This window comes from Emticicia fluvialis, assembly GCF_024793945.1.
In the GTDB taxonomy this organism is placed as follows: domain Bacteria; phylum Bacteroidota; class Bacteroidia; order Cytophagales; family Spirosomataceae; genus Emticicia; species Emticicia fluvialis.
Genome location: NZ_JANUSD010000003.1, coordinates 224,128 through 249,103, shown reverse-complemented (window position 1 = coordinate 249,103; position 24,976 = coordinate 224,128). Strand labels below are relative to the sequence as shown.

17 protein-coding genes are annotated in these 24,976 nt (G+C 46.4%); 7 read left to right on the top strand and 10 right to left on the bottom strand.

Going from position 1 to position 24,976, the window contains the following annotated elements:
- Positions 1–8: 8 nt before the first annotated feature.
- The 7 genes from NZ848_RS04920 to NZ848_RS04890 form a co-directional block, all read right to left on the bottom strand.
- Positions 9–2,009, bottom strand: coding sequence for an NPCBM/NEW2 domain-containing protein (locus tag NZ848_RS04920; protein ID WP_259014596.1), 2,001 nt, complete (start codon positions 2,007–2,009; stop codon positions 9–11).
- A gap of 25 nt (positions 2,010–2,034) precedes the next feature.
- Positions 2,035–3,741: a hypothetical protein gene (locus tag NZ848_RS04915; protein WP_259014595.1), complete on the bottom strand. Its 1,707-nt coding sequence runs from the start codon at positions 3,739–3,741 to the stop codon at positions 2,035–2,037.
- Positions 3,742–3,782: 41 nt separating this feature from the next.
- Positions 3,783–5,150, bottom strand: a complete 1,368-nt coding sequence (locus NZ848_RS04910; RefSeq protein WP_259014594.1) for a 3-keto-disaccharide hydrolase — start codon at positions 5,148–5,150, stop codon at positions 3,783–3,785.
- A gap of 71 nt (positions 5,151–5,221) precedes the next feature.
- Entirely contained in the window at positions 5,222–7,081 is a 1,860-nt protein-coding gene (locus NZ848_RS04905; protein WP_259014593.1) for a RagB/SusD family nutrient uptake outer membrane protein, read from the bottom strand.
- A 20-nt stretch (positions 7,082–7,101) separates the two neighbouring features.
- The gene (locus NZ848_RS04900) at positions 7,102–10,407 is read right to left on the bottom strand and encodes a TonB-dependent receptor (protein ID WP_259014592.1); all 3,306 of its coding nucleotides are present in this window, start codon (positions 10,405–10,407) and stop codon (positions 7,102–7,104) included.
- A gap of 324 nt (positions 10,408–10,731) precedes the next feature.
- Entirely contained in the window at positions 10,732–11,814 is a 1,083-nt protein-coding gene (locus NZ848_RS04895; RefSeq protein ID WP_259014591.1) for a FecR family protein, read from the bottom strand.
- A gap of 67 nt (positions 11,815–11,881) precedes the next feature.
- Positions 11,882–12,481, bottom strand: coding sequence for an RNA polymerase sigma factor (locus NZ848_RS04890; RefSeq protein WP_259014590.1), 600 nt, complete (start codon positions 12,479–12,481; stop codon positions 11,882–11,884).
- Positions 12,482–13,125: 644 nt separating this feature from the next.
- Here NZ848_RS04890 and NZ848_RS04885 point away from each other — a divergent pair.
- From NZ848_RS04885 to NZ848_RS04875, 3 genes are all read left to right on the top strand, one after another.
- Positions 13,126–15,552 (top strand): TonB-dependent receptor, encoded by a 2,427-nt coding sequence (locus NZ848_RS04885; RefSeq protein WP_259014589.1) that lies wholly within the window; start codon positions 13,126–13,128, stop codon positions 15,550–15,552.
- A gap of 233 nt (positions 15,553–15,785) precedes the next feature.
- A complete protein-coding gene (locus NZ848_RS04880) occupies positions 15,786–16,109 on the top strand; it encodes a type II toxin-antitoxin system TacA family antitoxin (protein WP_259014588.1) in 324 nt (107 codons plus the stop codon).
- Positions 16,063–16,563: a GNAT family N-acetyltransferase gene (locus NZ848_RS04875; protein WP_259014587.1), complete on the top strand. Its 501-nt coding sequence runs from the start codon at positions 16,063–16,065 to the stop codon at positions 16,561–16,563. The genes NZ848_RS04880 and NZ848_RS04875 overlap by 47 nt, the downstream gene beginning before the upstream one ends.
- 208 nt (positions 16,564–16,771) lie before the next feature.
- On the opposite strand, the gene NZ848_RS04870 is transcribed toward NZ848_RS04875, so the two are convergent.
- From NZ848_RS04870 to NZ848_RS04860, 3 genes are read right to left on the bottom strand one after another with little or no spacing between them, the layout of a single operon-like run.
- Positions 16,772–17,314 (bottom strand): YceI family protein, encoded by a 543-nt coding sequence (locus tag NZ848_RS04870; protein WP_259014586.1) that lies wholly within the window; start codon positions 17,312–17,314, stop codon positions 16,772–16,774.
- A 2-nt stretch (positions 17,315–17,316) separates the two neighbouring features.
- On the bottom strand, positions 17,317–18,219 hold the full coding sequence (locus tag NZ848_RS04865) for a DUF5777 family beta-barrel protein (RefSeq protein WP_229236260.1): 903 nt from the start codon (positions 18,217–18,219) through the stop codon (positions 17,317–17,319).
- A gap of 1 nt (position 18,220) precedes the next feature.
- The gene (locus NZ848_RS04860) at positions 18,221–18,646 is read right to left on the bottom strand and encodes a QcrA and Rieske domain-containing protein (RefSeq protein WP_259014585.1); all 426 of its coding nucleotides are present in this window, start codon (positions 18,644–18,646) and stop codon (positions 18,221–18,223) included.
- 203 nt (positions 18,647–18,849) lie between these two features.
- Between NZ848_RS04860 and NZ848_RS04855 the strand changes: the two genes are divergently transcribed.
- The 4 genes from NZ848_RS04855 to NZ848_RS04840 all read left to right on the top strand — a co-directional run bounded on the left by NZ848_RS04855 (position 18,850) and on the right by NZ848_RS04840 (position 24,749).
- Positions 18,850–19,386 (top strand): RNA polymerase sigma factor, encoded by a 537-nt coding sequence (locus NZ848_RS04855; protein WP_259014584.1) that lies wholly within the window; start codon positions 18,850–18,852, stop codon positions 19,384–19,386.
- 5 nt (positions 19,387–19,391) lie between these two features.
- The gene (locus NZ848_RS04850) at positions 19,392–20,582 is read left to right on the top strand and encodes a PorT family protein (protein ID WP_259014583.1); all 1,191 of its coding nucleotides are present in this window, start codon (positions 19,392–19,394) and stop codon (positions 20,580–20,582) included.
- Positions 20,583–20,967: 385 nt separating this feature from the next.
- Positions 20,968–21,243 (top strand): hypothetical protein, encoded by a 276-nt coding sequence (locus NZ848_RS04845; protein WP_259014582.1) that lies wholly within the window; start codon positions 20,968–20,970, stop codon positions 21,241–21,243.
- Positions 21,244–21,533: 290 nt separating this feature from the next.
- Positions 21,534–24,749, top strand: coding sequence for a S41 family peptidase (locus NZ848_RS04840; protein ID WP_259014581.1), 3,216 nt, complete (start codon positions 21,534–21,536; stop codon positions 24,747–24,749).
- Positions 24,750–24,976: the final 227 nt, after the last annotated feature.

Genomic DNA, 24,976 nt, shown 5'->3' with positions numbered 1-24,976 from the left:
TCGTTAGATTATTTTACGGGCGAAATTCTGAGCATTACCACTCCATGATGGTTAATAGTGCCTGGATAAACCCCACTGAAAACACCCAGGTTTTTCTGCCGCCATACGTCTCTCAACTGATAGCGGCCTTGTAACCCGAGTGCCTTCAGATCAAGGTTGTAATGAATAGCTTTTTCATCGTCCCATCTGAAATAAGACTGCGGTGTTTGCCCATAGTAGGCTATATTAAACAGCCCGATGGCATAAGAGCCGTCTGCCAGCGGTTTCACCCAGGTTTGCACGCCGTTTTCTTCTTTTACCAGCCGGGCGGGTTTTCCGGCAGGGTCCTGGTTTATTTCTATTACTTCATCATTAGTTAACAGATTCAGCGTGAAGGCATCGAGCTGCTCAATGGGGCAACCAATCAGTAAAGGCGCCGAAAGCAGACTGAAAAGGCTCACGTGGCTGTATTGCTCGTCGGGTGTCAGGCGGGTAGGGTGCAGGGCAGAGCCCGTGGTTACATTCCCCAGTATCATCATGTCGGGGTCAAGCCAGTGGCCACGGCCGCCGTAGGGAGCCCATTTGTCGAGCGTAAAGGCTGAATGATACAGGCTAAGCCAGCTATCGCGGATGTCGGGGCCTGTTCTGAAACTGTTGGTGAGCCTTGCCCAGTCTTTGGCATAGGCAAAGGGGGCAGAGTTTGAAATACTGTACACAATATCCCGGCCGGAGTTTCTGAGTGCCACCGACATTTTTTCAGCAGCTTTTACGTCAATCCGCCAGTCATATTTCAGGTAATCAATGCCCCATGCGGCCATTTGCCGGGCGTCGTTCTCTTCAAAAGTATATTTGCCTATGTACCTGAACGCCCTTTTGTTGTTTTTGATGGAATCGGTTATGCGGCCGTTCGGGTAATCTGACGAGCCGCCAATGTATCCTGCATAACTGGTGATCATGGGTGTTGAATATACGCCCACTTTCAGACCCAGCGAATGGATGTAATCAACCATTTTTCTGAACTCCGGAAACTTCTCATTTGGCTGAATGGCGTTTAATGCACCGCCACGCTGCCCCTGCCAGGCGTCGTCAATGTTAATGTAGGTCCAGCCGTGCTGGTTCAGGCCCATTTTTACCATTGCATCGGCAGAGGCCTTCACTTTTTGCTGGTCAATGTTTTTTGCCCACGAGTTCCAGCCGTTCCAGCCGATAGGCGGGGTAAGCGCAATGGTATCGCCAATGGTTATGGTTAATTTCTTTTGGGCTTCTCCAAAGGCATTGCGGACTTTCAGGTTAGCTGTATAAGTGCCTTTCTGCATTACTTTACCGCTGATAATGCCCGTTTGGGTATCTACCGACAAACCTTTGGGCAGGTTTTGAACCGAGTACGTTACCGGTCTTTGGCCGGTGGCGGCAATGGTATATAAAAACGGATTACCCGGCCTTGCACCAAACACACCTGCAGAATTGATGCGCGGTTTTTTGTCTGGTTGTGGCGTAAGAATGTACCGCTGCTGCTGGTTGGGTATGGTAGCGGGTATAAAATTGTCTTTCATCACAAAAGCTGCATCGGCCCAGTTGGTAAAGGTGCGGTTTATATCTATATCAACCAGCACCAGCAAACCCAGGCGTTGTATGCCTGCAAGGTTTACATTTACAGGCTTGGGGGCATCGCCCCAGCGCATTTCGCCGCTGTCAAAAAGTATTTGTTTGTCGCCAATTACGTAAAAACGGTGCGGCAGATTTTTTATGCCCAGGTCGTCAACCCCAACCATGGCCGAAAATGAATCGGCATGCCCTGCCAGCTGAAACGACAGCACACTTGTCGAGCTGACCCCCACACCATGCGCGAAGGTTTTACCGGCTATTTTCATCTGGTCGCCGGCGGCATTGGTTTTAGGTAAAACTGCCGGTATGCCCTCAGAATACGACTTAATGGGCAGGTCGTCTAGCCATAATGGCTTTGTATTTTGCGCAATTGTGCTAGTGGCAAGCATAGCGAGCCACACTAGCAGAGCTAATTTTCTGTTCATAAGCAAATGAGGTGAATGTATGGATTCAGGATAAACGGATGGTATGCTTAAAAGGCGTAAAGCCTGTCAGATAAACCGTTGGCGCATCCATTGCGGGTAATGCACCGCGCAACTGCACACCTTTGTGTTCGATCCGGCCTGAAGAAAAATGAATGGTATCTTTACCTGATGTATAAGAGCCGTTTTGCCCACCGAAAAGATAAGCATGCGGCTGTGACGCATGAGGCGTTACCCCCGTAAAAGTACCACCCGGCCTGAAAATGAGTTCGAGTGAAACCGGCACACCGTCTGTGCCGGTTATGTTTAAATCCACATCAACACCATTGTCAGTCGGGGTTATGGTTACAGTTGTGTTTAATTCCTGTATTTCGCTCTGTTTTCTGAGCGTGCGTGGCATTTTATCGAGGTCGCCATCGGGCGATATTTTATCTGTATCGAGGGGTTGGTAATAGGGGCCTTCCTGATGCCGCTTCAGTACCCATTTGTTGCCGTTCTGCTCTATTTTTTCAGACTGAAACTGCCCTTTTCCAAAAAATGAAGCAGCCACACGCATGGCCTGCAACACGGCATTGCCTTTATGAAAAGTGAGCCAGCCGGGGTTGTTAGACAGCAGGGTGGTGTCCCAGTTTCCTTGGCGTATTCTTACTAAACCAGAGTACGGAAAAGCCTTTACGTAATTAACCGGCAATGGTTTGTCTGGCGGCAAGGGCTGCCAGAGGGTGGGGTCTTCCAGAAAATAATCCAGATACCCGGCCAGTTCCTGTGGGGTGCTGGTTTGTTCAATCAGCCTGCACATGGCGGCCATCCGGCCGTTATTTTTATTTAGCGCCATGTATCGGTAACAGTAATAGTATTTAAACATATTACCGATGGTGCCTTTGTCCTGGCGGTTCGAGGCCTCAGTTACAACTTCTCCGTTAGGATGTACATAATAGAGGGTCATTTCCAGATTTTTCAGAACTGGTTCTAAAAGCTCCGGCTTACTGAGGCCCCTGGCCAGGGTAATCAACGAGCGGTCTACGATTGGGGAATAACTATTGGTGCTTTTTTCAGTGTACTGGCCGTCGGGGTCAATATCTATGTGTTCAGCTAACCATTGGTCTATGCGGTTCAGATAGCGTTTGTCCGGAAAAAGCGCATGCAGCCTTACTAAGGCAGCCGATACCACCCATCGGTGGTTGGGTGTATGTATTCCGCCTCTGATGAGGCCTTCTCCGGCATTTTTTAGAAATGTCTGTATATAAGCCAGCGACTGCCCGGCGCCTTTGGTTTGTGATTTTTTCAGAAACTGCCAGGCCGGAATCATGTTTTCCAGAATAAAGGCGGTGTCGGGCGTTGAATGAAAATTAGTGGCCAGCAGGTCAATGGTGCCGTCGGTATGCTGAAACTTCAGCATGGCCGCGGCGGCGGCCTCTACTTCTTTCAGGGTATCTGCCGACTGATAATAAACTGACTCAGGGCAGGCCATCAGCATACAGGCTTTGGCAATAAAACTGCTGGTAGTGTGTGGGTTAGGTATTTCTACATGGTCGGTGTAGCCACCAAAGTATCTATGGTTGGGGTCGGTTACTTTCAGCGCCCTGAAACCGGGTAGCTGTGCCTCATTTATTTTTATCCAATCCACAATCCAGGCGGGTTTCTGGTCAGGCACAAAGGCGCCTGCGCTCAGGTTCAGGAATGGTACTGAACAAACCGAGAGGATTCCGGTATTGACAAATGTTCTTCTGTTCATGATACTAAAAGAATAGGGTTAATGAAGTGCAACTGCCCGCATCAGAATTCTCTGATTTTGATACTTCTGAAATGCACCTCATCGCCGTGGTCCTGCAACAGGATATGCCCTGCATACGCCTGCGCAAAATTTTCGTAAGTGCTGTATTTACTTTTGGCTACCAGATTACGGAAAATCTGCGAATGGCGGTCGTATTCTACCATTTTCAGGTTATTGAGCCAGTGTTCAACATGGCCGTTTCTGGATACTATCCTTAGCTTGTTCCACTTACCCGGCGGATTGATACGTTTTTCTTTACTGCCTTCCGACAGGTTTTCGGCAGTAATGAGGTCATACAGGGAGGCCGTAGTTCTGTTTCCGTTTACACCTGCTTTGGCGTCAGGGTGTACGTCATCGTCCAGAAGCTGAAACTCCGGCCCTAATCCTGTACCTGCTTTTCTTTTTGGGTCATTTACTACAAAATATTTCAATCCACTATTGGCTCCTTTGGTAAGCCGGAAGTCTAGCTCCAGCTCAAAATCTGAAAAAACCTGAACGGTTTCAATGTCTCCGCCCTTACGTACGCTGTCTTTTTTAGAGCCCAGCACTTTCAGCACACCATCTTCCATAACCCAGCCCGCCGATGGGAAACCACTGCCATTGGCAACTTGCCAGCCGTTGGCAGTTTTGCCGTCCCAAAGTAAACGCCAGCCTTTTCTTATTTCATTTTCAGTGAGCCTGTTGGGCAGGTAACTTACTTCGGGGGCTTCTTCGCCTTTAAAAACTACTTCATTCAGGTTATCTGTTGCTATTCTGATGTTCTTCCATTGTACTGTCAGGCCTTCCTGTTCGGGTCTTTTTATCTGGTGTACCTGCAGGGCTATTAAACCGCGGGCGGTTTGGGCGTCAAGCACGTTGGCACAGGGTATGCCGTTTATCCAGGTCTTGATATTGGGCCCTATGGCCTCAATATGATAGCGGTTCCATTGCCCGTTTCTGAAAGCCACTCTTCCCTGCGGGTTGGCCGACATCGGATACAACCAGCCGTTGCGGGCTTCGTCGTAAATACCGCCGCTCCAGGCACGTGGGGCGGGGTCTATCTCTACCTGATACCCATGCACGCGGCCATTCATAACGGCGGGGTCGCTGATGCTGCGTATCTGAATACCCGAGTTAAGGCCGATGTCAACTTTTACATCCATTTCAAGCACAAAATCGGCATACAGGGTTTCGGTGCATAAAAAGGTGTTGGGTGTGTTGAGCCTCGAAACCCCGATAATGGTTTTGTTTTCAATTCTGTACTCGGCATTTCCGTTGCGTTTTATCCAGCCTTTCAGGTCTGCGCCGTTAAAGAGGTCTTTCCATTCTGCATGAGTGGTAAAGCTGGTCAGCAGCATTGCCACAAATGCTGTTTTTATCAAATTATTCATAGTGTCAGGGTTAAATAGATGGCTATTGTGAGCGAGGCAGCCGAGGCCGCCTCACTCAAAGAATTACTGAATCAATAGCCCGGATTTTGCGCCATTTTAGGGAATGACAAGTCTATTTCAGACTGTGGTATTGGTCTAAGGTAATGTATATCGCTGATAGCCTGTCCCTTCACCCAGGGATTGTATTTTTTCACACGTTCTACCAGTTTACCTGTTCTTTTCAGGTCAAACCAGCGGTTGTATTCGCCCATTAGTTCACGCGCTCTTTCGTCCAGTATCAGGTCGACGCTGATGTTGGCCGCTGTGGCACGATAAGAAACAGCCGCCAGCGATTTCTGGTCTTCAGGTGCGGCGGCACATTTAGGGTCGGTGCCTTTTTTGGTACCCAGGGCGCGGTCAAGTACTTTGTTGTAGTAAACCTCTGCGCCACCCAGTTTGCCACCTTTTGCACCTTTTACAATGGCTTCGGCGGCAATCAGATAGGCTTCAGCTGCTCTGAAAACAGCTTCATTAAAAGTACCGTAGGCGTCGCCGTAAGGAATACCCGGCTGCCAGAATTTCCACATCAGTGGGGCTTGTATGTTATAGCCTGAATTATCAATCGGGTAACCTCCACCATATTCGTAAGTATTCACTACGGCGTAGTTTTTGGTGCCGCCCAGGTCAACGCCTCTTTCAGTTGTCGACTTCGTAGGGTTGTTCCAGGGGCGGCATACCAGTACAGTATCGCCAACGGCGAAACTCACTTTCAGGTTTGGGTTACTTAAGGGCAATGGTTTGTAATCTTTAACCGCCGATAACGAATACCCCACACTTACAAAATTATGCGCGTAGCGGGTGTCGATATCCGGGTCATACATGCGGTAAGCGGCAGTATTTACCTGGTGTATACCTACCGAGCGGTTGTAGTCTGTGGTACGGCCTTTGCTGCCAATGAAACCCTCTCCACTTGGGCCAAAGCGCGAGTGCAGGTCGTTTCCACCGGCGGCATCCTGCGTAAAGGCCGGGTCGGTTTTGTTGGTAAGTATATCTGAGTTATACTGCACGGCAAAAATTATCTCGGCGTTTTTGTCGTTCTGTGCACCTGTGTACTGAGTAAGGGGGTTATCGGATCTTTTTGGGAAAAGATCTTTATAACTGGAAGCCAGCGGATAGGTGTCAATAATTTTATCGGCATATTGCAGCGCCATGTCAAAGTCGGCATTGGTGCCACCCAGCGCATTGTTGAAGTTCCAGCCGCGGGTAAGGTAAACACGTGCCAGCAAAAACTGGGCGGCGCCTTTGGTTATACGGCCATAGTTAGAGGCCGTAGCCGGTAGTTTGGCTTCGCAGTCAAGCAGGTCGGCAATTATCTGTTTGTACACTTCAGCCGAAGCCACCCTTGGGAAATTTTTCTGAGGCGTGGTGATTTCAGCCAGCGGCATGGGTATGTCTCCCCAGTGTTGTACCGCATAGAAGAAACACAAGGCCCGGAGGAATTTTACCTCGGCCACGCGGGTATCTTTCAAAGCCTGTGCCATAGTGGTGATACCGTCGGCACGTGAGATAGCCGTATTGGTACGTGCAATTTCTGCATAAAGCAATTGCCATAGCGTTTGTACTTCCGGAATAGCGGCATTGAAACGGTTGTCGTACACATCAAGCAATACGGGCGGGGTTTCTTTGCCATTTACTGCTGAGGGGTTCCAGCCCGGCTGCGACGAGAAAATATCTGTGCCGTTAAGTACCAGTATGCGGTTCTGATGAATGTTTCTCAGCAGTGGGTAACAAGCCCTTACGAGGTCTTCAAACCCTGCTTCGGTTTTATAGTAAACATCGGTAGTAAGGGTAGTTTTAGGGTTTTCGTCAAGAAAAGAATCCTTACAACCGGCTGATACAAGCAATAAGCCTGCGGCGATTAAGAATTTTGATTTTGAATATATAGATTTCATTGTCTTTCGATTAATATAAATTAGAAACTAAGATTAACACCCAGGCTGAAAGTAACCGATGGTACGTCGTCCTGATAAATGGCTGAGTTGAATTCAGGGTCAAAACCGATAAACTTGGTAACAATAATCGGATTGGTTACCTGAGTATAAACCCGGGCATTGTAGAGTTTCCATTTTTCCATCAGATTACGAGGTACATTATAGCCCAGTGTGATGTCAGAGATTCTTAAGAAACTGGCATCCTGATAGTTGATTGCACTGCGGTATGGGTTTGCTACTGCAACCCCGAAATACGTGTTCGAAGGGTTTTCGCTGGTCCAGTAATCAAGGCCGGCCAGCTTGTTATATCGTTGTGCGTTAACCTCACCAAATGTACCTGAAAGGGTTTTGTTGTTGTATAGTGTACCGTTTCTGTAATAAGCAAAGAATGAGAAGTCGAAGTTTTTGTATTTAAAGCGGTTGGTCATACCCATCAGGAAGTTAGGCAGCTCTGAGCCCAGATACACACGGTCGTCTTTTCCTTCTGTCGACGATATAATGCCGTCGTTGTTCTGGTCAACTACACGTACCGAACCCGGCACCTGATTGTATTTAAGGGCAAGATCTTTATCGGCCAGTTGCCAGATGCCGTTAAACTTGTAGTCAAAGTTGGCTCTGATAGGGTAGCCCACAAAGAGGTTATTGCCTTTGTCGGCCATTTGCCCGTTGCCGTAAAGTTCAAGCAGTTTGTTGTTGTTTTTGGTAAAGGTAAGGGTGGTGTTCCAGCTGAAATCGGTGGTGGCAATGTTTACGGTGTTCAGGAGTATCTCAATACCTTTGTTCTGAATTTTACCTACGTTGGATACCACCTGCGAGAAGCCTGACGTAGTAGGTATTTTCTGGCTCAGTATCAGATCCTGCGTTTTTCTGTCGTATAATTCAACCGTACCCGATATCCGGTTACCGAACAAACCGAAGTCAAGGCCCAGGTTCAGCTCTTTGCTGCGTTCCCAGCGCAGGTCTTTGTTGCCCAGGTTAGAAGGGGCAAAGCCATAGGCTGCAGTGCCGTCAAAATCATAGCCGGTGTTGATCAGCCCTGCCTGTGTGCTGTATGGCGCTACGGTTGAGTTACCTACCTCCCCATAGCTCAGGCGTAATTTCAGGTTTGACAAGGCCTTGATGTTTTGCATGAACGACTCGTCAATTACTCGCCATGCCAATGCAACAGATGGGAAAAACGCCCACTTGTTACCTGCTGCCAGCTGCGAGGCGCCGTCTGAACGGCCGGTGGCTGTAAACAGGTATTTGTCGCGGAAGGTGTAATTGATACGCCCCATGTACGATGACAACGAACGCTCTACAAGAGAACTGCTGAATGCCGTAACGGTACCGGTGTTAAGGGCATACCAGTCTGAGTCATAAGGCAGGTCTTTGGCTGCAATGCTAGACGCCTCATTGCGCTGGTAGAAAGCACTTTGTAAACCTGTAAGGTTTATTTTGTGCTGGCCCAGGGTAAGGTTATAGTTAATGATGTTGTCTAAGGTATAGCTGCCGATAACGCGGTTGTCGAGCTGGGCTCTTGGTTTATTACCCGTCTGCGATTTTGACCACATACCGCGGAAGTCGCCAATCTGGGTAGTGCCGTAAGTAGATGATAGCGACGACCGAATGCTAAGGCCTTTTACAGGTGTGTACTCAACATAGGCATTAGCCATGATGTTTGATACCCTGGTGCGTAGTTTAGACTGGTTAGGGTCTACGTCGCTCAAAGGGTTAGGTACCTGTTTATCGTTGATACCCATCCAGATAGCCAGTCCGTTTACGTTGATGTCCTGGTTTTCTGAGGGGTTAGTTAGGTCGCTGTAATAAGGTACGCCGGTAGGTCTGACGCGGTAGGCGCCTCTGAGTGACTCCTGCGAGCCCAGGTTCTGTACCGAAAAGGTGGCGTAAGAAGTAAATCCAACCTTGAAGCGCTCGCCAAGTTTGCTGTCAAGCCCGGCATTGAGGTTATATCTTTTAAAATTGGTGCTAAGCACGTTGCCGTCTTCGTTCAGGAAACCGCCCGAAAACCGGTAGGTAGTTTTTTCATTACCGCCCGACACGCTCAGTGAGTGGTTGGTTTGTACGCCGGGGTCTGTAACCAGGTCTACCCAGTCAGTACTGCGGCCGTTTTTGATGTTGTCAAGCTCGAGAGAAGTAAATTTGGCTTCAGCTACTCCTTCCAGAATGCGGTCGGTGTAGGTAGCTTTATAAAACTGCTCGCTGTTCATCAGTTTGGGTAGGTGCGCCGGTACTTTTACACCCACGTAGCTGTCATAATTGACACGCGGCTTGCCCGATAACCCTTTTTTGGTAGTGATAATAACCACCCCGTTGGCTCCTCTGGCACCATAAATGGCGGTAGAGGAAGCATCTTTCAGTACGTCCATCGACTGAATGTCGTTCGGGTTCAGGTTATTGATATCGCCACCCATTAAACCATCTATTACAATTAGGGGTGCAGTAGAGTTATTAATAGTGTTTTCTCCTCTGATGGTTATGTTGTAAGAACTCCCCGGCCGGTTGTCTGATTTCGTAACGGTAGCGCCGGCCACCTGGCCTTGCAATGCTTTAGAAGCCAGCACCGGATTAGCCCTGGTAATGTCTTTGGTCTGCATAGAAGCTACGGCGCCGGTAAGGTCGCTTTTTTTCTGTTCGCCATAGCCGATAACCACTACTTCGTCGAGCGATTTATCGTCAGGAAGCAGCTTTACATCAATGGCTGAGCGGTTACCGGTTACAATTTCCTGGGTTACATAACCCACATAACTGAACACAAGAATGGTGGTTTCGTTTGGGACATCCAGCTTATAAATGCCTTCTACGTCTGTTGTTACACCTTTGGTGGTGCCTTTTACCACTACGCTTACACCGGGTATACCTTCGCCTTTTTCGTCGGTTACTTTACCCGTTACTATTCTGAGTGGTTTTTCTTCTTCAACTACCGACCCGGCTACTATTACTTCGGGCTCTTTCAGCAGGCTTGCTACTTCTTTGTAGAGCATTATCTGCTTGCCTTTTACTTCATAAGATATCTGTAATGGCTTGCAGATTTTAGCCAGTACAGATTTAAGCGTTTCGTTGCGGGCTTCAAATGATACTTTCTGGCCAATGTTAATTTCGCGTGGATTATACACAAATTTTACGCTGGCACTTTGTTCAATAAAACTCAGCATGGCCTTCAGGTTGTCGTTATTGGCCCTGATGCTGATACGCTGCTCTAGCACTTCCTGCCCGTTAGCGGTGTGTGCGTATGAAATACCCAGTCCGATAAGGCTAAACAAAACTTGTATAAATGAAACCCTCATAAGTTTCTTTAAAAAAAAGGGGGAGAAATATTCTTTCATCAGAACGAGATAAAATTTAGGGTTAAAATGTTTTTTATCAAAGAATTAATTGGAATAATTATTTTCCACAGCAAAATCAGGCATCATTAGCAACTGTTGCCTGCCGGTATCATTGATAAAACGCGGGTTGTTGTAGGTTCAGAGACCCCAAAAGTGTAGAAAGCAGATTGTAAAAGTCCATCCATAGATAAATGTAATTGTGGTTTTATCTATGGATGGCAGAACCTGTATGCAGATACTTGTTATTATGAAAATTTTTTGTGAAATAATGCAAATTATTTCACACTAGCATCCGTTGCTATGTATAACTATCTGAGCATCAACTATTTCGTAGCTTGAGTGTGTAACCTTGCAAATGATATTTAATTTTTCGTACAACGACTCCTCTGTAAAGGTGGCGGTAAGGTAGCAGTTCTTCATGTTTTTTTCGTCATAAATAATCTGTATACCATAGGCGCGCTCCATCTGGCTGAAAACCTTTGATATCGGGGCCTCATCAAATATAAAGTTTTCGGGTGTTTTGGCTACCAGAATTTCAGGCTGCCTGCTGATTGATTTAAGCAGGCGCGCTTCGTTAACGGTGTACTCTATAGACTGGTTGGGCGTAAGTATAATACCGGCCATTTCGTTATTCTGCAGGCGTTTGGCTTTCTGCAGGTCTTCATAGCGGTAAACCGACACCCTGCCTGTACGTACTTCTACTTTTACATTCTTTTCGTTTTCAAAGGCTTTTACCATAAAACTGGTACCCAGCACCTGGGTAGATATATGGTTGGTGTACACCCAGAATGGCCGTTTAGGATTTTTGGCAATATTAAAAAACGCCTGACCCTCCAGATAGACCTCGCGGGTTTCCGGCGAGAAATGAATCGGGTATCTGATTTTACTTTTCGGATACAGCGTTATCACGCTGCTGTCTTGCAGGGTGATGGTCTGAGTCCGGTTTTCGGTGTTTTCGGTTTCTATGTAATCTGCCGTAAGGTTAGGCGATATGGTCTCAAAAAAAGCCAGTTTCTCTTTTTCGGTATACAGCTTAAATGCCAGCATACCTGCCCCTGCTATAATGGCCAGGGTGGCGGCAATTCTGAAAAAGGGTTTTTGCCAGAAGCTGATAGTGCTATTGTTGGCCGGGTTCAGAATCTGTTGCGTAATGGCGTCCAGCTCCTGGTCTGTCAGGGCCGGGGCTTTTTCATGCAAAGCCAGTAAAAGTGCGCGCGCGGTTTCTATTTTACCAGCCGAAGCCGGGTTCTGCGAAATCCATTCGTTCCAGTACAGCTCGGTTGGGGGGTCTGGGTTCAATACCCAGTTTCGGAACGACTCATCATGGCAGAAGTCTTCCGGGTTAAAGTTTTTATAGTCTGAATTCATCAGTAATAAGGTATATAAAGTAGGATGCCAACGGCAGTTAGTAAATACTGTATTTATAGAGTTTTTTTTATAAGATAAATCGCATTAGCAACAGATAGCTGATTGACAGGCCTCCCCAGTTTTCTCTGATGGCGCTAAATGCCACCTGCAAGAGGTTAGAGACCGACTGCGAGTTGATGCCCATTATCTGCGCTATTTCGTCGCGTTCCAGATTCTGGTAGTATTTCAGGTAAATTACTTCGCGCTGCCGTTTGGGCAGGGTGTTGAGCATAGCCGATATTTTCTTTACGTTTTCCTGCGTGCGCTCTTCTTCAATAATGGCCAGCTCGGGCGAAAACTCAGCAAAGCTGATGTCGTTTTCTACGTTTTCCAGATTATTGTCGTGGTCTATTTTCTGGCGGACACTCTCGCGGAGTATTCTTTTACGAACCGAAGTAAGCAGGTAGGCTTTTACGCTGTCGGGCTGGGCTATGGTGCTGCGGCGGGTCCAGATCTCAACAAAAACTTCCTGCACACAGTCTTTTACAAAGTCTTCGTTTTTGATAAACTTGTAGCCGTAGTTTTGCAGCAGATTAAAATATTTTTTTATGAGTTTGCCCAGCGCTGATTCGTTGCCATTCTTTAGCTGTTGCCAAAGTTGAGAATCATTAGGGGTGTTAACGTTCATTACCTGGGAGTCCATTTTTTCCTTGCCTGTCGATGTTAAAACCTGCTCTGTGCCAATAAAAACTTTTACGGAGATTGCCGCCCTAAGCTAAGCAGAATCAAAATTATTAAAATCCTGATTAATTCGGGAAGGTAGCTAAAAATACTTGTTATATTTTGTATTTAATTAATAAAAAATAGGACGCCGCACCCGCTGCACACTTGTAAGCGGCCATAATCTGCAAGGTGGCCTGCTGTTTTGCCTGTCTGCCAAGCTACGTATATGCTTCTGAAAAACGCCTGATTGTAAGGCCGGCAGCGCCTCAAATAAAAATTATATTTTTTGTAACCTTTATGATTTTGAAAAGTTTACCTGCCGGAATAGGGGTGATTCTGGCAACTACGAAAAATTTCGTAATATTTTTTGGCAGGTGAAAAAAGTTCTGATATATTTGCTACGAAATTGTTCGTAGGTAAGGACTTCCAAACTAAGTTTCTTGTTGTTAAAAACAGATTAGTTGGTTTTGGTAACAGTTTTGCCCCTTAACTTTTAACTGTTGGTTTAACCAGTTAGTTTTATGTTGATTTATCCCGACGGGCAATTCAGCCATTTTGCGAAAGCAGGCTGGCAATTACAAAATTATTGAAAAGCACTTTAAAAAAATTATGAAAAATCTATTACTCGTATTACTCCTTGTGAGTATGGCGCAGCTTGCGCGTGCTCAAAACAACTTGTATGCCATTAAAGGTCAGGTAAAAAATCAGCAGAACGAAGTGGTTTCTTTTGCTACCATTGCTGTACACGCGGCAGTTGATTCTTCATTGGCCAAGGCCGACATAGCCGACGAAAACGGAGGCTTTAAAATAGGTAATCTGAAAGCCGGCAGGTATTTCATTAAAATAAGTGCAGTAGGATTCAATCCGTTCCGGTCGCCGGTTTTTGAACTCGTAGACCGCGACATCGAGTTTCAGCCCTTTACGGTATTGGCCGATACCAGGCAGCTGAGCGAAGTAAAGGTGGTAGCGGCCAAACCACTGATAGAGGTGCAGAACGACAAAATTGTTTTTAATGTTGAGGCCAGTATTAATTCTACGGGTTTAAATGCACTTGAGCTATTGCAGAAGTCGCCCGGTGTGCAGGTAGACAAAGACGAAAACGTACTGGTGAAGGGCAAAGCCGGGGTACGCATTTTTATTGACGGGCGGCCGTCGCCCATGAGTGGGAAAGACCTGGCATCAACCCTGAAAAGCATGAACTCGGCCGACATTGAAGCCATTGAGGTTATCACCAACCCGTCGGCCAAATATGATGCCGCCGGAGACCTGGGTATTATTAACATCCGCCTGAAAAAGAACAAAAAGATTGGTACCAACGGTAACCTGAGCCTGGGGGGTATGTTTGGTATTACGCCTAAATACAACGGCTCGGTTAACCTGAACCACCGCGATAAAAAAGTGAATATCTTTGGTAACTACGGTTATAATCAGGGGGCATGGCATAACCGCACGCTCGACGACCAGATACTGAACAACATTGCCTATAACAAAACCTGGCGCGGTATCTGGCGCGACACCTCTCATAATGCCAAAGTGGGCCTGGATTATTTCATTAACTCAAAAAACACCATTGGCTTTAATGTGAACGGACGCGTGAGCAACCACAACGGCGGTGGCGAAAGCCAGACCCTGATCGGTAAAAGATACAGCGCCGTGCCGGATTCGGCCATTCTGGATTCGCGGACGTCGAACCCCGAGAAAAACAAAAACCTGAACGTAAATATGAACTACCGTTATGCCGATACCACCGGCCGCGAACTGAACATAGATGCCGACTACGGGATTTTTACGTCACGGGGGATTAGCTACCAGCCCAATACCTACGAGTTCCCTAATTCTGACAGGCCTTCTTTCAGCCGCAATTTTGTAACTAAAACGCCGGTTGATATCACCATTAAATCAATCAAGGCCGATTATGAGCAGCCCCTGAAAAAAGGTAAACTAGGGTATGGCGTGAAGCTGTCGGACGTGAAGTCAGACAATACCTTCGATTTCTTCAATGTGCTGAATGATGCCGAAGTGCGGGACATTGAACGAAGCAACAACTTTGTGTATACCGAGCGCGTTTATGCAGCGTATGCCAATTATAATGTTTCGCTGAACAAAAAATGGGATTTACAGCTGGGTTTGCGAGCCGAACGCACCCAATCATTAGGAAAACTGACCAGCTATAAACAGAATGACCTTGATAAGGTAGATACAACGTACCTGAACGTTTTTCCGAGTGGGGCCATTTCTTACAAACTGTCAGATAACCACAACCTGAATCTGAATTACAGCCGCCGTATTAACCGCCCGAGTTACCAGAACCTGAACCCGTTTGAATACCGGGTAGATGAACTGGTGTATTCTAAAGGTAACCCTTTTCTGCGCCCTGAATATGCCAACAACTTTAAGCTGACACACGTGTATAAGGGCAAACTGACAACGTCGGTGGGTTACTGGCGTACGCGCTTTCCGGCGGTGGGTTTACGTATGCCTTATGATGCCAGCCGCACTTACTTTATTGAGCGAAATCTGGACTACACCCAGGGTTTCAGCCTTGATATGAGCCTGGCAACTGATATAACCAAATGGTGGAATGTTTATGTAAATGTAAGCGGATACACGAATGTATGGCGCGGAGATCTGGAAAACGGGTTGTCGTTCAACAACCGCACCCTTGCCGCCAATGCCAATGCGCAAAGCACATTTAAGCTGAAAAAAAACTGGACCATAGAGTTATCGGGCTGGTATAATTCGCCTTACCGCCGGATTGACTATAACCGCGCCATGGGTACTGTGGATGCCGGGGTGCAGAAGAAATTTATGAAAGACAATGCCACGCTGAAACTTAGCTTTACTGATGTTTTCCATACGGGTAGGGGAGGGTACCACTCTGATTATGCCGGAGTGTACACCAATCTGCGGTTCAAGTGGGAGTCGCAGCAGCTCAGGGTTAATTTCACTTATCGTTTTGGTAGCAATGAAATAAAAGCAGCCAGAAACCGCCGTAACGGCTCGGAAGACGAGCTGAACCGCATTAAAGGCGGTTGATAAAATTTTAAACCATAGAAAACCACAAAGGCCGGATTCAACCCAATGTTGTTTCCGGCCTTTGTGGTTATGATACAATTAGCTAGTAGTATGGAGCTATTTTGAATGCAATTATATTCAGAAAAAAAATTATTTGTACGGAAAATATACGTACATTTGTTGAGCTGATTATATCAAGTTAAAAACTCCTTTTAATTGGGTAAGTCGGTTGCAACATTCTAAATATTTTGAATATGGGTACTTCAGTTAATGACAGATTAGATGTTCGGATAAGTAAAGAACAGAAGGAACTGATAAAGTATGCATCAGAGCTGAGCGGATTTAAAAGTCTGACAGAATTTGTGATTTTTTGTATAAACAAAGAGGCAGTTAAAATTATTGACGAAAATAACCACGTACTGAAGAGTATTGAAGATAAGAAGGTGTTTTTAGAAACATTAATGAACCATCCTTCGCCTAACAACAACCTTCAAAAAGCACGCATGAACTACGAAAAATTTGCTGAACTAAATGGAGCTGAAAATACAGATACTCGAAAAACAGTGCGACAAAAGTAACTTTAACTGTGGATACGAACTTTTAGATAATTATTTAAAACGACAGGCAAAACAGGATGTTGGCAGAGATTTGTCTGCCTGTTTTGTTTTGGTCGACAATGCTTTAATTGTAAAGGGATATTATACACTTTCGGCAAATGCTATTAAAAAGAGCGACTTCCCGGATTATTTGCAGAAGAAGTGGCCACCGAATTATCAAGATATACCCACCGTGCTGTTAGGCCGTTTAGCCGTTGATATTTCTATCAAGGGTAAAGGTTATGGAGAAATTCTGCTAATTGATGCTTTGAAAAGGTGTTTTGATATTTCAGAAACTGTGGGAACATTGGCCATTGTGGTTGACCCCATTGATGAAATTGCCAGGAACTTCTACTTAAGGTATGGATTTATTCTTTTGCCAACGTCGGGCAAAATGTTTTTGCCAATGAAAACCATCAGAGAATTATTTGCTTAGGCAGGCATGGGTTAATGGGTGCAGGGCTGGCAGGTTATTAATTGCTGGCAGCAAAATAAGGCAGGCACAAAAAAAGGGCAAAGCCCCCCTCAAACCACATCCTGCCACACCGGGGGAACCCCGCCTGAAATTCACCTAACTAAGATTTTTCATTGTAAAATTCCATACCTGCCAGCCCATTGCTGAGCCGGCAGTTGGTATGAAACCCCTACTTTCTGCTAAAAACAAACTTATTTTTCACGGCTATATTTTCTGCAATTTTGGCAATAACCAAGGTTGGCACGTCAATCTTGTGGTCTTTCAGAGCCACGTCAAAGTCTGCCAGCAAGGTAATCTCATTGCCATTTACTATCAGGCGGCCTTTCAGGGTGCGTTCGCGGCTTACGCCGTGCATGGTTAGCTGCCCGGTAGCGGTTATGTCATAAGTACCGTTTTTGGCGGGGTCTGCATTTCCCTGCATTTTGCCCGAAAACGTAGCCACCGGATACTTCTCTGTTTCCATGTAGTTTTCGTTGAAATGCTCTTCCATCAGGTGGTTCTTAAACTTAAAGGCAGCTACATTCATCTTAACGGCCACCTGGCCTGTACTGAAATCAATAATAGATACTACATTTTTATTAACAGCGGCTATGTTTTCAACCGGGGTTTCCGAAAAAAAACTGGTTTCACCTTTGCTGCAAATCCATTGGTTCTGGGCAAAAGAACCGGCAGATATCAGCATACCTGCCAGTATTGTAAAAAGGGTTTTCATGGCTATCTTTTTTTATCAAAGCTGAAAGTTCTTGAAATATTAAATCCGTAGTGTATATCGCCTTTGTTCCACATTCCGTCTGTCTGGGCTATAAACTGGCGTTCTATCATACCCAGCGAATTGGTAAAGTGCAACTGAAACACGTGCCCGCCGGTTTCGATATCAAAGCCCACCGAAAGCGAGTTATGATAAACCGTGTTTTGCAGGTTAAAAGTACCCGTGGTAAGCGGTAACCGGTAGAAATACTCAGCGTTGATAGACGTTCTCTTGCTTATTTTCATGCGGCCGCCAATGCCCATCGCCAAAATATCGTTGGGTTCAGAGCTGGCTTCAATGCGGTTGCTGTGCAGATAGGTGGGGCTTAACTGTAAAGAGAGCTTCTCGTTAAATTTACGGGCTATCAGCAACTGCCCAACGTAGGTAAATCTTTGCTGATTATTATAAAATGTAAGGTTGGGGCTGGTGCTTAGCGTAATGGCATCGGCAGCGGCCAGCGCGGTAATACTAACCGGCGACCCCGACGGCGACTGCCTGAGGGCTCTGTATTTGGCAAAGAAGTCGTAGGTTTTCTGGCTGGTACTGCGGCCCACACCAATCATTAGCCTGTCGGTAAGTCCGTATTCAAGGCCAATGCGCATGGTGGCGGCATCGAGGCCGTAAAGGTTATACGCGCCTTCGTTGAGCCTGCCGAAACGGTGAGAAATACGGAAGTCCAGGTGTTTTTTGGCAACAGTCTCAACCGAGTGGCCGTTAATTACTCTGGTAGATTTAAACGTGGCAGTAGTGTAGGTTTTAGCCAGCGGCACGGTTTTGTCAAGCTCGTTCAGTAAATCCTGGGCAGCGGCCATCTGCCGGGCTCCCAGCAGTGCGGCAATTAAAAGGGTTCTTTTCAGCATGGTTTTCATTTTAAGCGGTTATGGTTAGGGTATTGCCGCTTACTGCGGTTTTATAAACAGTAAGCCCGGCTCTGCCTTCGCTGTTAAGCCCCTTTCCGCTGGTGTCAAATTTTGCGCCGTGCGCTGTGCAGTACCATTGGTTGGTCTGAAAAGTAATCTGCTGGCGGCCCTCGTGGCTGCAGGTAAGTGTGGCAGCTACATAGTTTCCGTTATAGCGTGCTATTACAATTCCGCTTTTTATTACATAGCCTCCTTCTTTTTTCAGGTTGGCATAAGCGGCGTCTGTCAGGTCAATGGTTATTCCGTTTGATGATATCGGCGTTACGCCGGTTTCGTTTTTGCAACTGCTTGCAGTGTATAAAGCAAAAAGTGCCGTACCTGTAAAACCCACTTGTTTCAGAAACTGATTACGATTGATTTTTTCCTGTAATTTCATTGTTACTAAAGTTTGGTTATTTAGCACTACATACGCAGATTACCCGGGTTTGCTTCCTGGCAGAGATTAATTTTTTTTTTAATCTCGAAAAAACAATTCTGGAAGCATATTTGGTATAAATTGCGTATATGCCATTGGCGCCTTTGATTAGTAAGCTAACCTGTTATAATGTGTTTTTTAGAAAAAGAAATAACCGATTTGATTTGCAAAAAACCATAGAGGGCTGTGTGGCCGGGAAACCCCTGGCACAAAAGCAGTTGTTTGACCACTTCGCCGGTTTTGCAAAGAGTATCTGCCTGAGGTATGCCGCCCATGATGAAGAGGCCGAAGAAATGGTGAGCGACGGATTCATCAAGGTTTTCGGAAACATAAGCCGCTATAACACCGGGCAGGTGTTTGAGGCCTGGTTCAGAACGGTAATGGTGAATGCCGCCATTGACTATTTCAGAAAACACCACGCCCGTATTGAATTGACAGATCTTGACCACGCCAGCCGCACACAGGCAGATGAAGAACATCTGGAACTGCTGACGGTGGATGAAATAATGGAGTTTGTGCAGAAACTAAGCCCCGTTTACCGGACGGTCTTTTCGCTGGCGGTGGTAGACGGCTATTCGCATACCGAAATAGCCGGTATGCTGGGTGTTACAGAAAGTGCCGTAAGGGCCAATCTGTCTAAAGCAAGAGCTAAATTGCAGGAATGGATAAATCAGTATTTGACGCGACTTTCAAAAATATAAACTTTATGGCAAACGAGCTATTTGATAAAAAAATCAGGGAAAAACTGGAGTCCGTCCGCAGGCCGGTCAGCGAGGGTGTCTGGCAAAACATCAGGGGCAGAATGCCTGTGCCCTGGTATCTGGACTTCTGGCGGCGGTTCGGCTGGCCGCTCTATGGCAGCCTGGCCACTGTGCTGCTGATATGGAATTTAATAGACAAATATGATTACGAAAAGCAATTCCGGATACTGAATGATAAGATTTCTACAATTGAACAATTAAAAACAAATACGCAGGTACAGGAAATTGTACACCGCGACACCGTGTATATCAACAAAACCATTTATGTGGTGCAAAAACCCCCGGTTACCTCAACCGGCAATGCCAACAGCCCGCGCCCGGTGGTGTATGAGGCCCCTGTACAGGTTACTATAACCGATAAGTCGGTTGCTGATGCAGGCACCACTTTGGTAACTGAGGCGCAGGAGCCAAAGCCTGAAGGAGCAACTACCATTGAAAAGGCCGATGAACCCGCAGTTGTTAAAAAAAGTGCAGATTCGGTCTATAAACGCCCGGTAATTACGCCTGCCGAACAAAGGCGTTCGTTCAGATGGCCGCGCATTGATACCCGCCTGGGCTTAAATACAGGCCTTGGGTTTAATCATACCCTAGACCTGGGGCCTGTTTTTGAAGTGTTTTTTGGCAAAAGTCTGAGTTTTACCACAGGCTTAACGTTCCTTACTAACCCCGAGGCAGAGTATTATAACCCGAAGGAGTTTAATTTGGATACCCGCCAGAATTTCACCGATATGTACAAGCACTACCTGCCCGAAAAATATGAACGCATTGAAGATATACATATCAGGGCATCTATGCTGAGTATTCCGCTGAACCTCAATTATTATCTGCCCCTTAATCGCCGGTGGGATATGAAATTTATGGCAGGCACTAATCTGGACCTGCGCCTGTACCAGAACGTAAGGTTTGAGGCCCATGTTGATGGCGACGAGCTGTATTCTTCTTTCAATACAGAACAAAAGAAAGGCCTCATTCATAACCTGTCGCTGGGTACTGGTCTGCAATACAGGCACAAACGATATGTTTTTCAGCTCACACCTGTGTATATTTATCATTATCGTGACACCGATTTCCTGAGCCCCAGATACAATTTCAGAGTAAATGGCAGCGTGCTGATAAATCTGAAACGTGAAAAGTGATGGTTGCCTTTAACAGATTTTTTGTTTTGGTTGAATTGCCTGATTTCCTGTAAAAACTAGTCCCGTCCGGCGAATATTTTTCCTGACGGGACTTGTTTTTATGCGCTAATGGTTTTCTAATTCTGGTACTTGAATGATGCGTTATTGTGGTACCAGGAGTTGCTGTCGCAGAAGCAGAGTCCCCTTGCTATGCACAGGCAAAACGCACACCGGGAGACTCTGCTTTGACATTTATAGGTTAAATGGTTGGTTATTCTTCGGAATTTATTTTGATATTTCTGTTTTATTTGTGGATTAATAATTATTTGGGTTAGTTGAACTGTAATTCAGAATATTAGCAACTTTGGGTTAATGAATTAAATCTCAACACATACAACGTTCAATTATGACAGACACCCCGGAATTTATAGCTGCCAAGCAATTTGAAATTATTAAAGCCAAAAGTGTGCGTGAAAGATTTGAAATTTTTGACGGCATGATGTCGTTTGTTCGTCAGCTTGCTATTAAAAGGATAAAAAAACGCTTAGGAAATGATATTTCTGCAGCTGAGCTAAAATATGAGCTTATTAAAGAATACTACGGCCATGAGTTAAGCGAAATTCAATTGGCCGAAATTAAAGCCGGGCTAATTAATTATGAAAATGAAATGAGTAAGGCGTAGATTTTTTTATTTTCCAATGACGGTTTTCTCCGACTGTACTTAAATTATCTTTTCACATGGTTCAAAAAACGGCTGTCGCAGAAGCAGAGTCCCCTTGCTTGGCTTAGGCAAAACGCACATCGGGAGACTCTGCCAAGCCATCTAAAACGCAAAATACAGCCAATTGAGCATCCTCCTCCTTTCACCTAACCCCAATTCATCTCCACTTAAACCGAAATCATCTGATTTTTGATGGTTCAAACCGTTTTTCTTTTAAATTTGATTGTCAATCAATCAGCAAACTATTGCCCATGAGAAAAACGCTTTTAACCTCAACAATTACCTTTTTTACGGTGCTGTGCCTGCAGGCGCAGAATAACCTGCTGCTCCGCCAACCGGCTATTAACAAAGACGGTTCTCTGGTGGCTTTTTCGTTTCAGGGCGATATCTGGACGGTGCCTGCTTCGGGCGGTAAAGCCACTCGTCTCACCATCCATGAGGCCTACGAATCAAACCCCGTTTTTAGTCCTGACGGCAGGCAGATAGCTTTTTCAGGTGCGCGATTCGGCAATAACGATATTTTCGTGATGTCGGCCGAAGGCAGCATGCCCAAACGACTGACCTACCATTCGGGTGCCGACAATATTGCAAGCTGGACACAGCCGGATAAAATCCTGTTTTCGACCAACCGTGAGTTCAGACAGATTGAACGCCCGGCCGAGGTTTATAGCATCAGTCCGAAAGGTGGCACCGAATCACGCGTGCTTGATGCCGTAGGTTTCGACCCTGTGCTGTCGCCAGACGGCCGTTTTCTGGCTTTTGTCCGGGGCGACATCAATCCCGTAGCCCGTCAGGCCTACAAAGGCAGCTCAGACCGCGACATCTGGATTTACGACACCAAAAACAAAACTTATCAGCAGCTACCGGGTTTTGAAACCAACGATGTTTTCCCGCAATGGGGCAACTACAGCACGCTTTATTTTATGAGCAGTGAGGCAGGCGCGTATAATATTTATAGGCTAAAGCTCGATGCCAACGGCAAAGCCACCGGCAAGCCCGAAAAACTGACCAGCTATAAGGATGAATCCATCCGGGCATTCAGCGTATCGGCAGACGGCAGTTCTATTGTTTTCGAGAAAGACATGAACCTGTACACCCTTAAAACCGATAAGGGTTCGGCACAAAAACTAAATGTGGTTATCAGCGCCGATGACCGCCTGGATGCCACCGAGCAGAAGACCTTCACCAGTGGCGCGGCTGAATATGCGGTGTCGCCTAACGGAAAGCTGCTGGCTTTTTCGGTGCGTGGTGAGATTTTCCTGAAAGAAGCCGATAAGGAAAAAACCAGAAGTATCAATGTAACAGCCCATGCCTACCGCGACATGGAACCAACCTGGCTGAACGACTCTACCCTGTTGTTTACCAGCGACAGGGCCAATGGCAATTTTGATATGTACATGGTGCGCTCGGCAGATACCACCCAGCGCAACCTGTTTAAGTCAATGAAGCACGGTGTGGTGCAGCTTACCAAAACCACCGGCGATGAGAAGAGCCTGACGGTATCACCCGATAACAAGAAGATTGCCTACGTACGTGGCAGGGGTACATTTGTGGTGGCTGACATAAGCCCGGACGGTAAACTGACCAACGAAAAAATTCTGGGCGATAGCTGGGATGCACCCGGCGGCATAGCCTGGAGCCCGGACAGTAAATGGCTGGCGTATGCCATCAGCGATTTATATTTTAATGAAGAGATATTCATTCAGGCAGCAGATAACTCAACCAGGCCTGTCAATGTAACCATGCATCCGCGGGCAGACTACAGCCCCTTCTGGAGCGCTGATGGTTCTAAATTGGGCTTTATATCGGGTCGGAGTTCCAGCCGTAGTGACGACGTTTGGTTTATATGGCTGAAAAAAGAAGACTGGGAGCGCGAAACGCAGGACTGGCAGGAACAGGATAAGCCTGAAACCCCCGCAGCACCGGCCAAGCCGAATGACAAAAAAGCGCCGAAGCCCGTAAAAATTGATTTCGACAAAATACATGAACGCATTGTAAGAGTAACCAGTTTTCCCGGCGATGAAGGCGGGCTGGTGATATCAAAAGACGGTGAGACCTTTTACTACACCACCACCTCTAACACCGCACGCGGCCGAGACCTGTACAGCATCAAATGGGATGGCAAAGATTTGAAGGAAATTACCAAAGGCGGCACCAACCCGGCCGGTGTAACCATAGACCGCGAAGGGAAATACCTGTATTTTACACGCATGGGTGGCGCATTGAGCAGGCTTGATATAAAATCCGGCGCAATAGAGGCCCTGCCGTATTCGGCAAAAATGAAAATTGATTATACTGCCGAACGCACACAGGTATATGAAGAGGCCTGGCGCACCATTCGCGATGGTTTCTATGACCCAAAGTTTCATGGAAACGACTGGGTGAAACTGCATGATAAATACAAAGAACGCAGCATTAACGCCAGCACCAGCAACGATTTCAGAGATATGTTCAACCTCTTGCTGGGTGAACTGAACTCGAGCCACATGGGTATGACCGTAACCGACCGCATTGATACCCAGAAAGAAGCAACCGGATTGTTGGGTACCGAACTGGTACCTGTAAGCGGTGGTGTGAAGGTAGCGCATGTTGTGCCGGGTACACCTGCCGATAAAGAGAAAAGCAAGCTGAATGCCGGTGATGTGATTACCGCCGTGAACGGACAAGCCGTAAGCGATAACGATAATTTCTACGACCTACTGAATGGCCTTGTAAACGAGAAAGTATTATTGAATGTGCGCAGTGCAGATGGCAAGAGCAAAGAAGTGGTGATTCGCCTGACAGCCAGCATCTTTAATAATTTGTATGACGAATGGGTTGAAAACCGCAAAAAGCTGGTGGAGAAATTCTCTAAAGGTCGCCTGGGGTATATCCATATTAAAGGTATGGATTTCCCGAGTTTTGAGGTGGTAGAAAGAGAGTTTACCGCTGCCGGGTATGGAAAAGAAGGTCTGGTGATTGATGTACGCTACAATGGTGGCGGCTCAACAACCGACTACCTGATGACGATTCTGAACTACAAACAACACGCCTACACCATACCAAGAGGTGCCAGCGAAGATCTGGAGAAAGACAAGTTGAAATTTAAAGACTATTACCCGATTGGTGAGCGTCTGGTTTATGCTGCCTGGACAAAACCATCTATTGCGCTTTGTAATGAGGGCAGTTACTCAAATGCAGAGATTTTCTCTCATGCCTATAAGTCGTTGGGTATTGGTAAGCTGGTGGGGGTACCTACCAACGGTTCGGTGATTTCGACAGGTGGTAAGGGGCTGATGGATGGCTCGTTTGTCCGTCTGCCGGGTCGTGGATGGTTCACCAAAGCCACCGACAAAAATCAGGAATTAGGACCAGCCGTACCGGATATTATTGTTGAGAACCAACCTGACTGGCTGGCAAAAGACACCGACGACCAATTGAAAACAGCAGTAGATGAATTACTGAAGCAGATAGACGGGAAGAAATAATTATTGATAATAGCCAATACTGCACAGAGCCAAGGCATTGCCTTGGCTCTATTATTTTTGTACTATTGTAGAGCCACAATGCTTGTGGCTTATCGTAGAATTTGGCTGCCGATAGGTAAAGTTGGCATTATCAATTGTGTCAGGGTCTCCTGCCTACCGTGGGCTTACACGCACGGAAGACCCTGACGAGACATAAACATCTGTAAACTCTACAAATATTGAAGATG

What these genes read in the sequence shown, in the direction of transcription:
- NZ848_RS04895 (WP_259014591.1), bottom strand. Translation starts at nt 11,814, where the DNA reads ATGAATTCAGACTATAAAAACTTTAACCCGGAAGACTTCTGCCATGAT.
- NZ848_RS04915 (WP_259014595.1), bottom strand. Translation starts at nt 3,741, where the DNA reads ATGAACAGAAGAACATTTGTCAATACCGGAATCCTCTCGGTTTGTTCA.
- NZ848_RS04890 (WP_259014590.1), bottom strand. Translation starts at nt 12,481, where the DNA reads ATGAACGTTAACACCCCTAATGATTCTCAACTTTGGCAACAGCTAAAG.
- NZ848_RS04845 (WP_259014582.1), top strand. Translation starts at nt 20,968, where the DNA reads ATGACAGACACCCCGGAATTTATAGCTGCCAAGCAATTTGAAATTATT.
- NZ848_RS04905 (WP_259014593.1), bottom strand. Translation starts at nt 7,081, where the DNA reads ATGAAATCTATATATTCAAAATCAAAATTCTTAATCGCCGCAGGCTTA.
- NZ848_RS04840 (WP_259014581.1), top strand. Translation starts at nt 21,534, where the DNA reads ATGAGAAAAACGCTTTTAACCTCAACAATTACCTTTTTTACGGTGCTG.
- NZ848_RS04870 (WP_259014586.1), bottom strand. Translation starts at nt 17,314, where the DNA reads ATGAAAACCCTTTTTACAATACTGGCAGGTATGCTGATATCTGCCGGT.
- NZ848_RS04900 (WP_259014592.1), bottom strand. Translation starts at nt 10,407, where the DNA reads ATGAGGGTTTCATTTATACAAGTTTTGTTTAGCCTTATCGGACTGGGT.
- NZ848_RS04860 (WP_259014585.1), bottom strand. Translation starts at nt 18,646, where the DNA reads ATGAAATTACAGGAAAAAATCAATCGTAATCAGTTTCTGAAACAAGTG.
- NZ848_RS04865 (WP_229236260.1), bottom strand. Translation starts at nt 18,219, where the DNA reads ATGAAAACCATGCTGAAAAGAACCCTTTTAATTGCCGCACTGCTGGGA.
- NZ848_RS04880 (WP_259014588.1), top strand. Translation starts at nt 15,786, where the DNA reads ATGGGTACTTCAGTTAATGACAGATTAGATGTTCGGATAAGTAAAGAA.
- NZ848_RS04885 (WP_259014589.1), top strand. Translation starts at nt 13,126, where the DNA reads ATGAAAAATCTATTACTCGTATTACTCCTTGTGAGTATGGCGCAGCTT.
- NZ848_RS04910 (WP_259014594.1), bottom strand. Translation starts at nt 5,150, where the DNA reads ATGAATAATTTGATAAAAACAGCATTTGTGGCAATGCTGCTGACCAGC.
- NZ848_RS04850 (WP_259014583.1), top strand. Translation starts at nt 19,392, where the DNA reads ATGGCAAACGAGCTATTTGATAAAAAAATCAGGGAAAAACTGGAGTCC.
- NZ848_RS04920 (WP_259014596.1), bottom strand. Translation starts at nt 2,009, where the DNA reads ATGAACAGAAAATTAGCTCTGCTAGTGTGGCTCGCTATGCTTGCCACT.
- NZ848_RS04875 (WP_259014587.1), top strand. Translation starts at nt 16,063, where the DNA reads ATGGAGCTGAAAATACAGATACTCGAAAAACAGTGCGACAAAAGTAAC.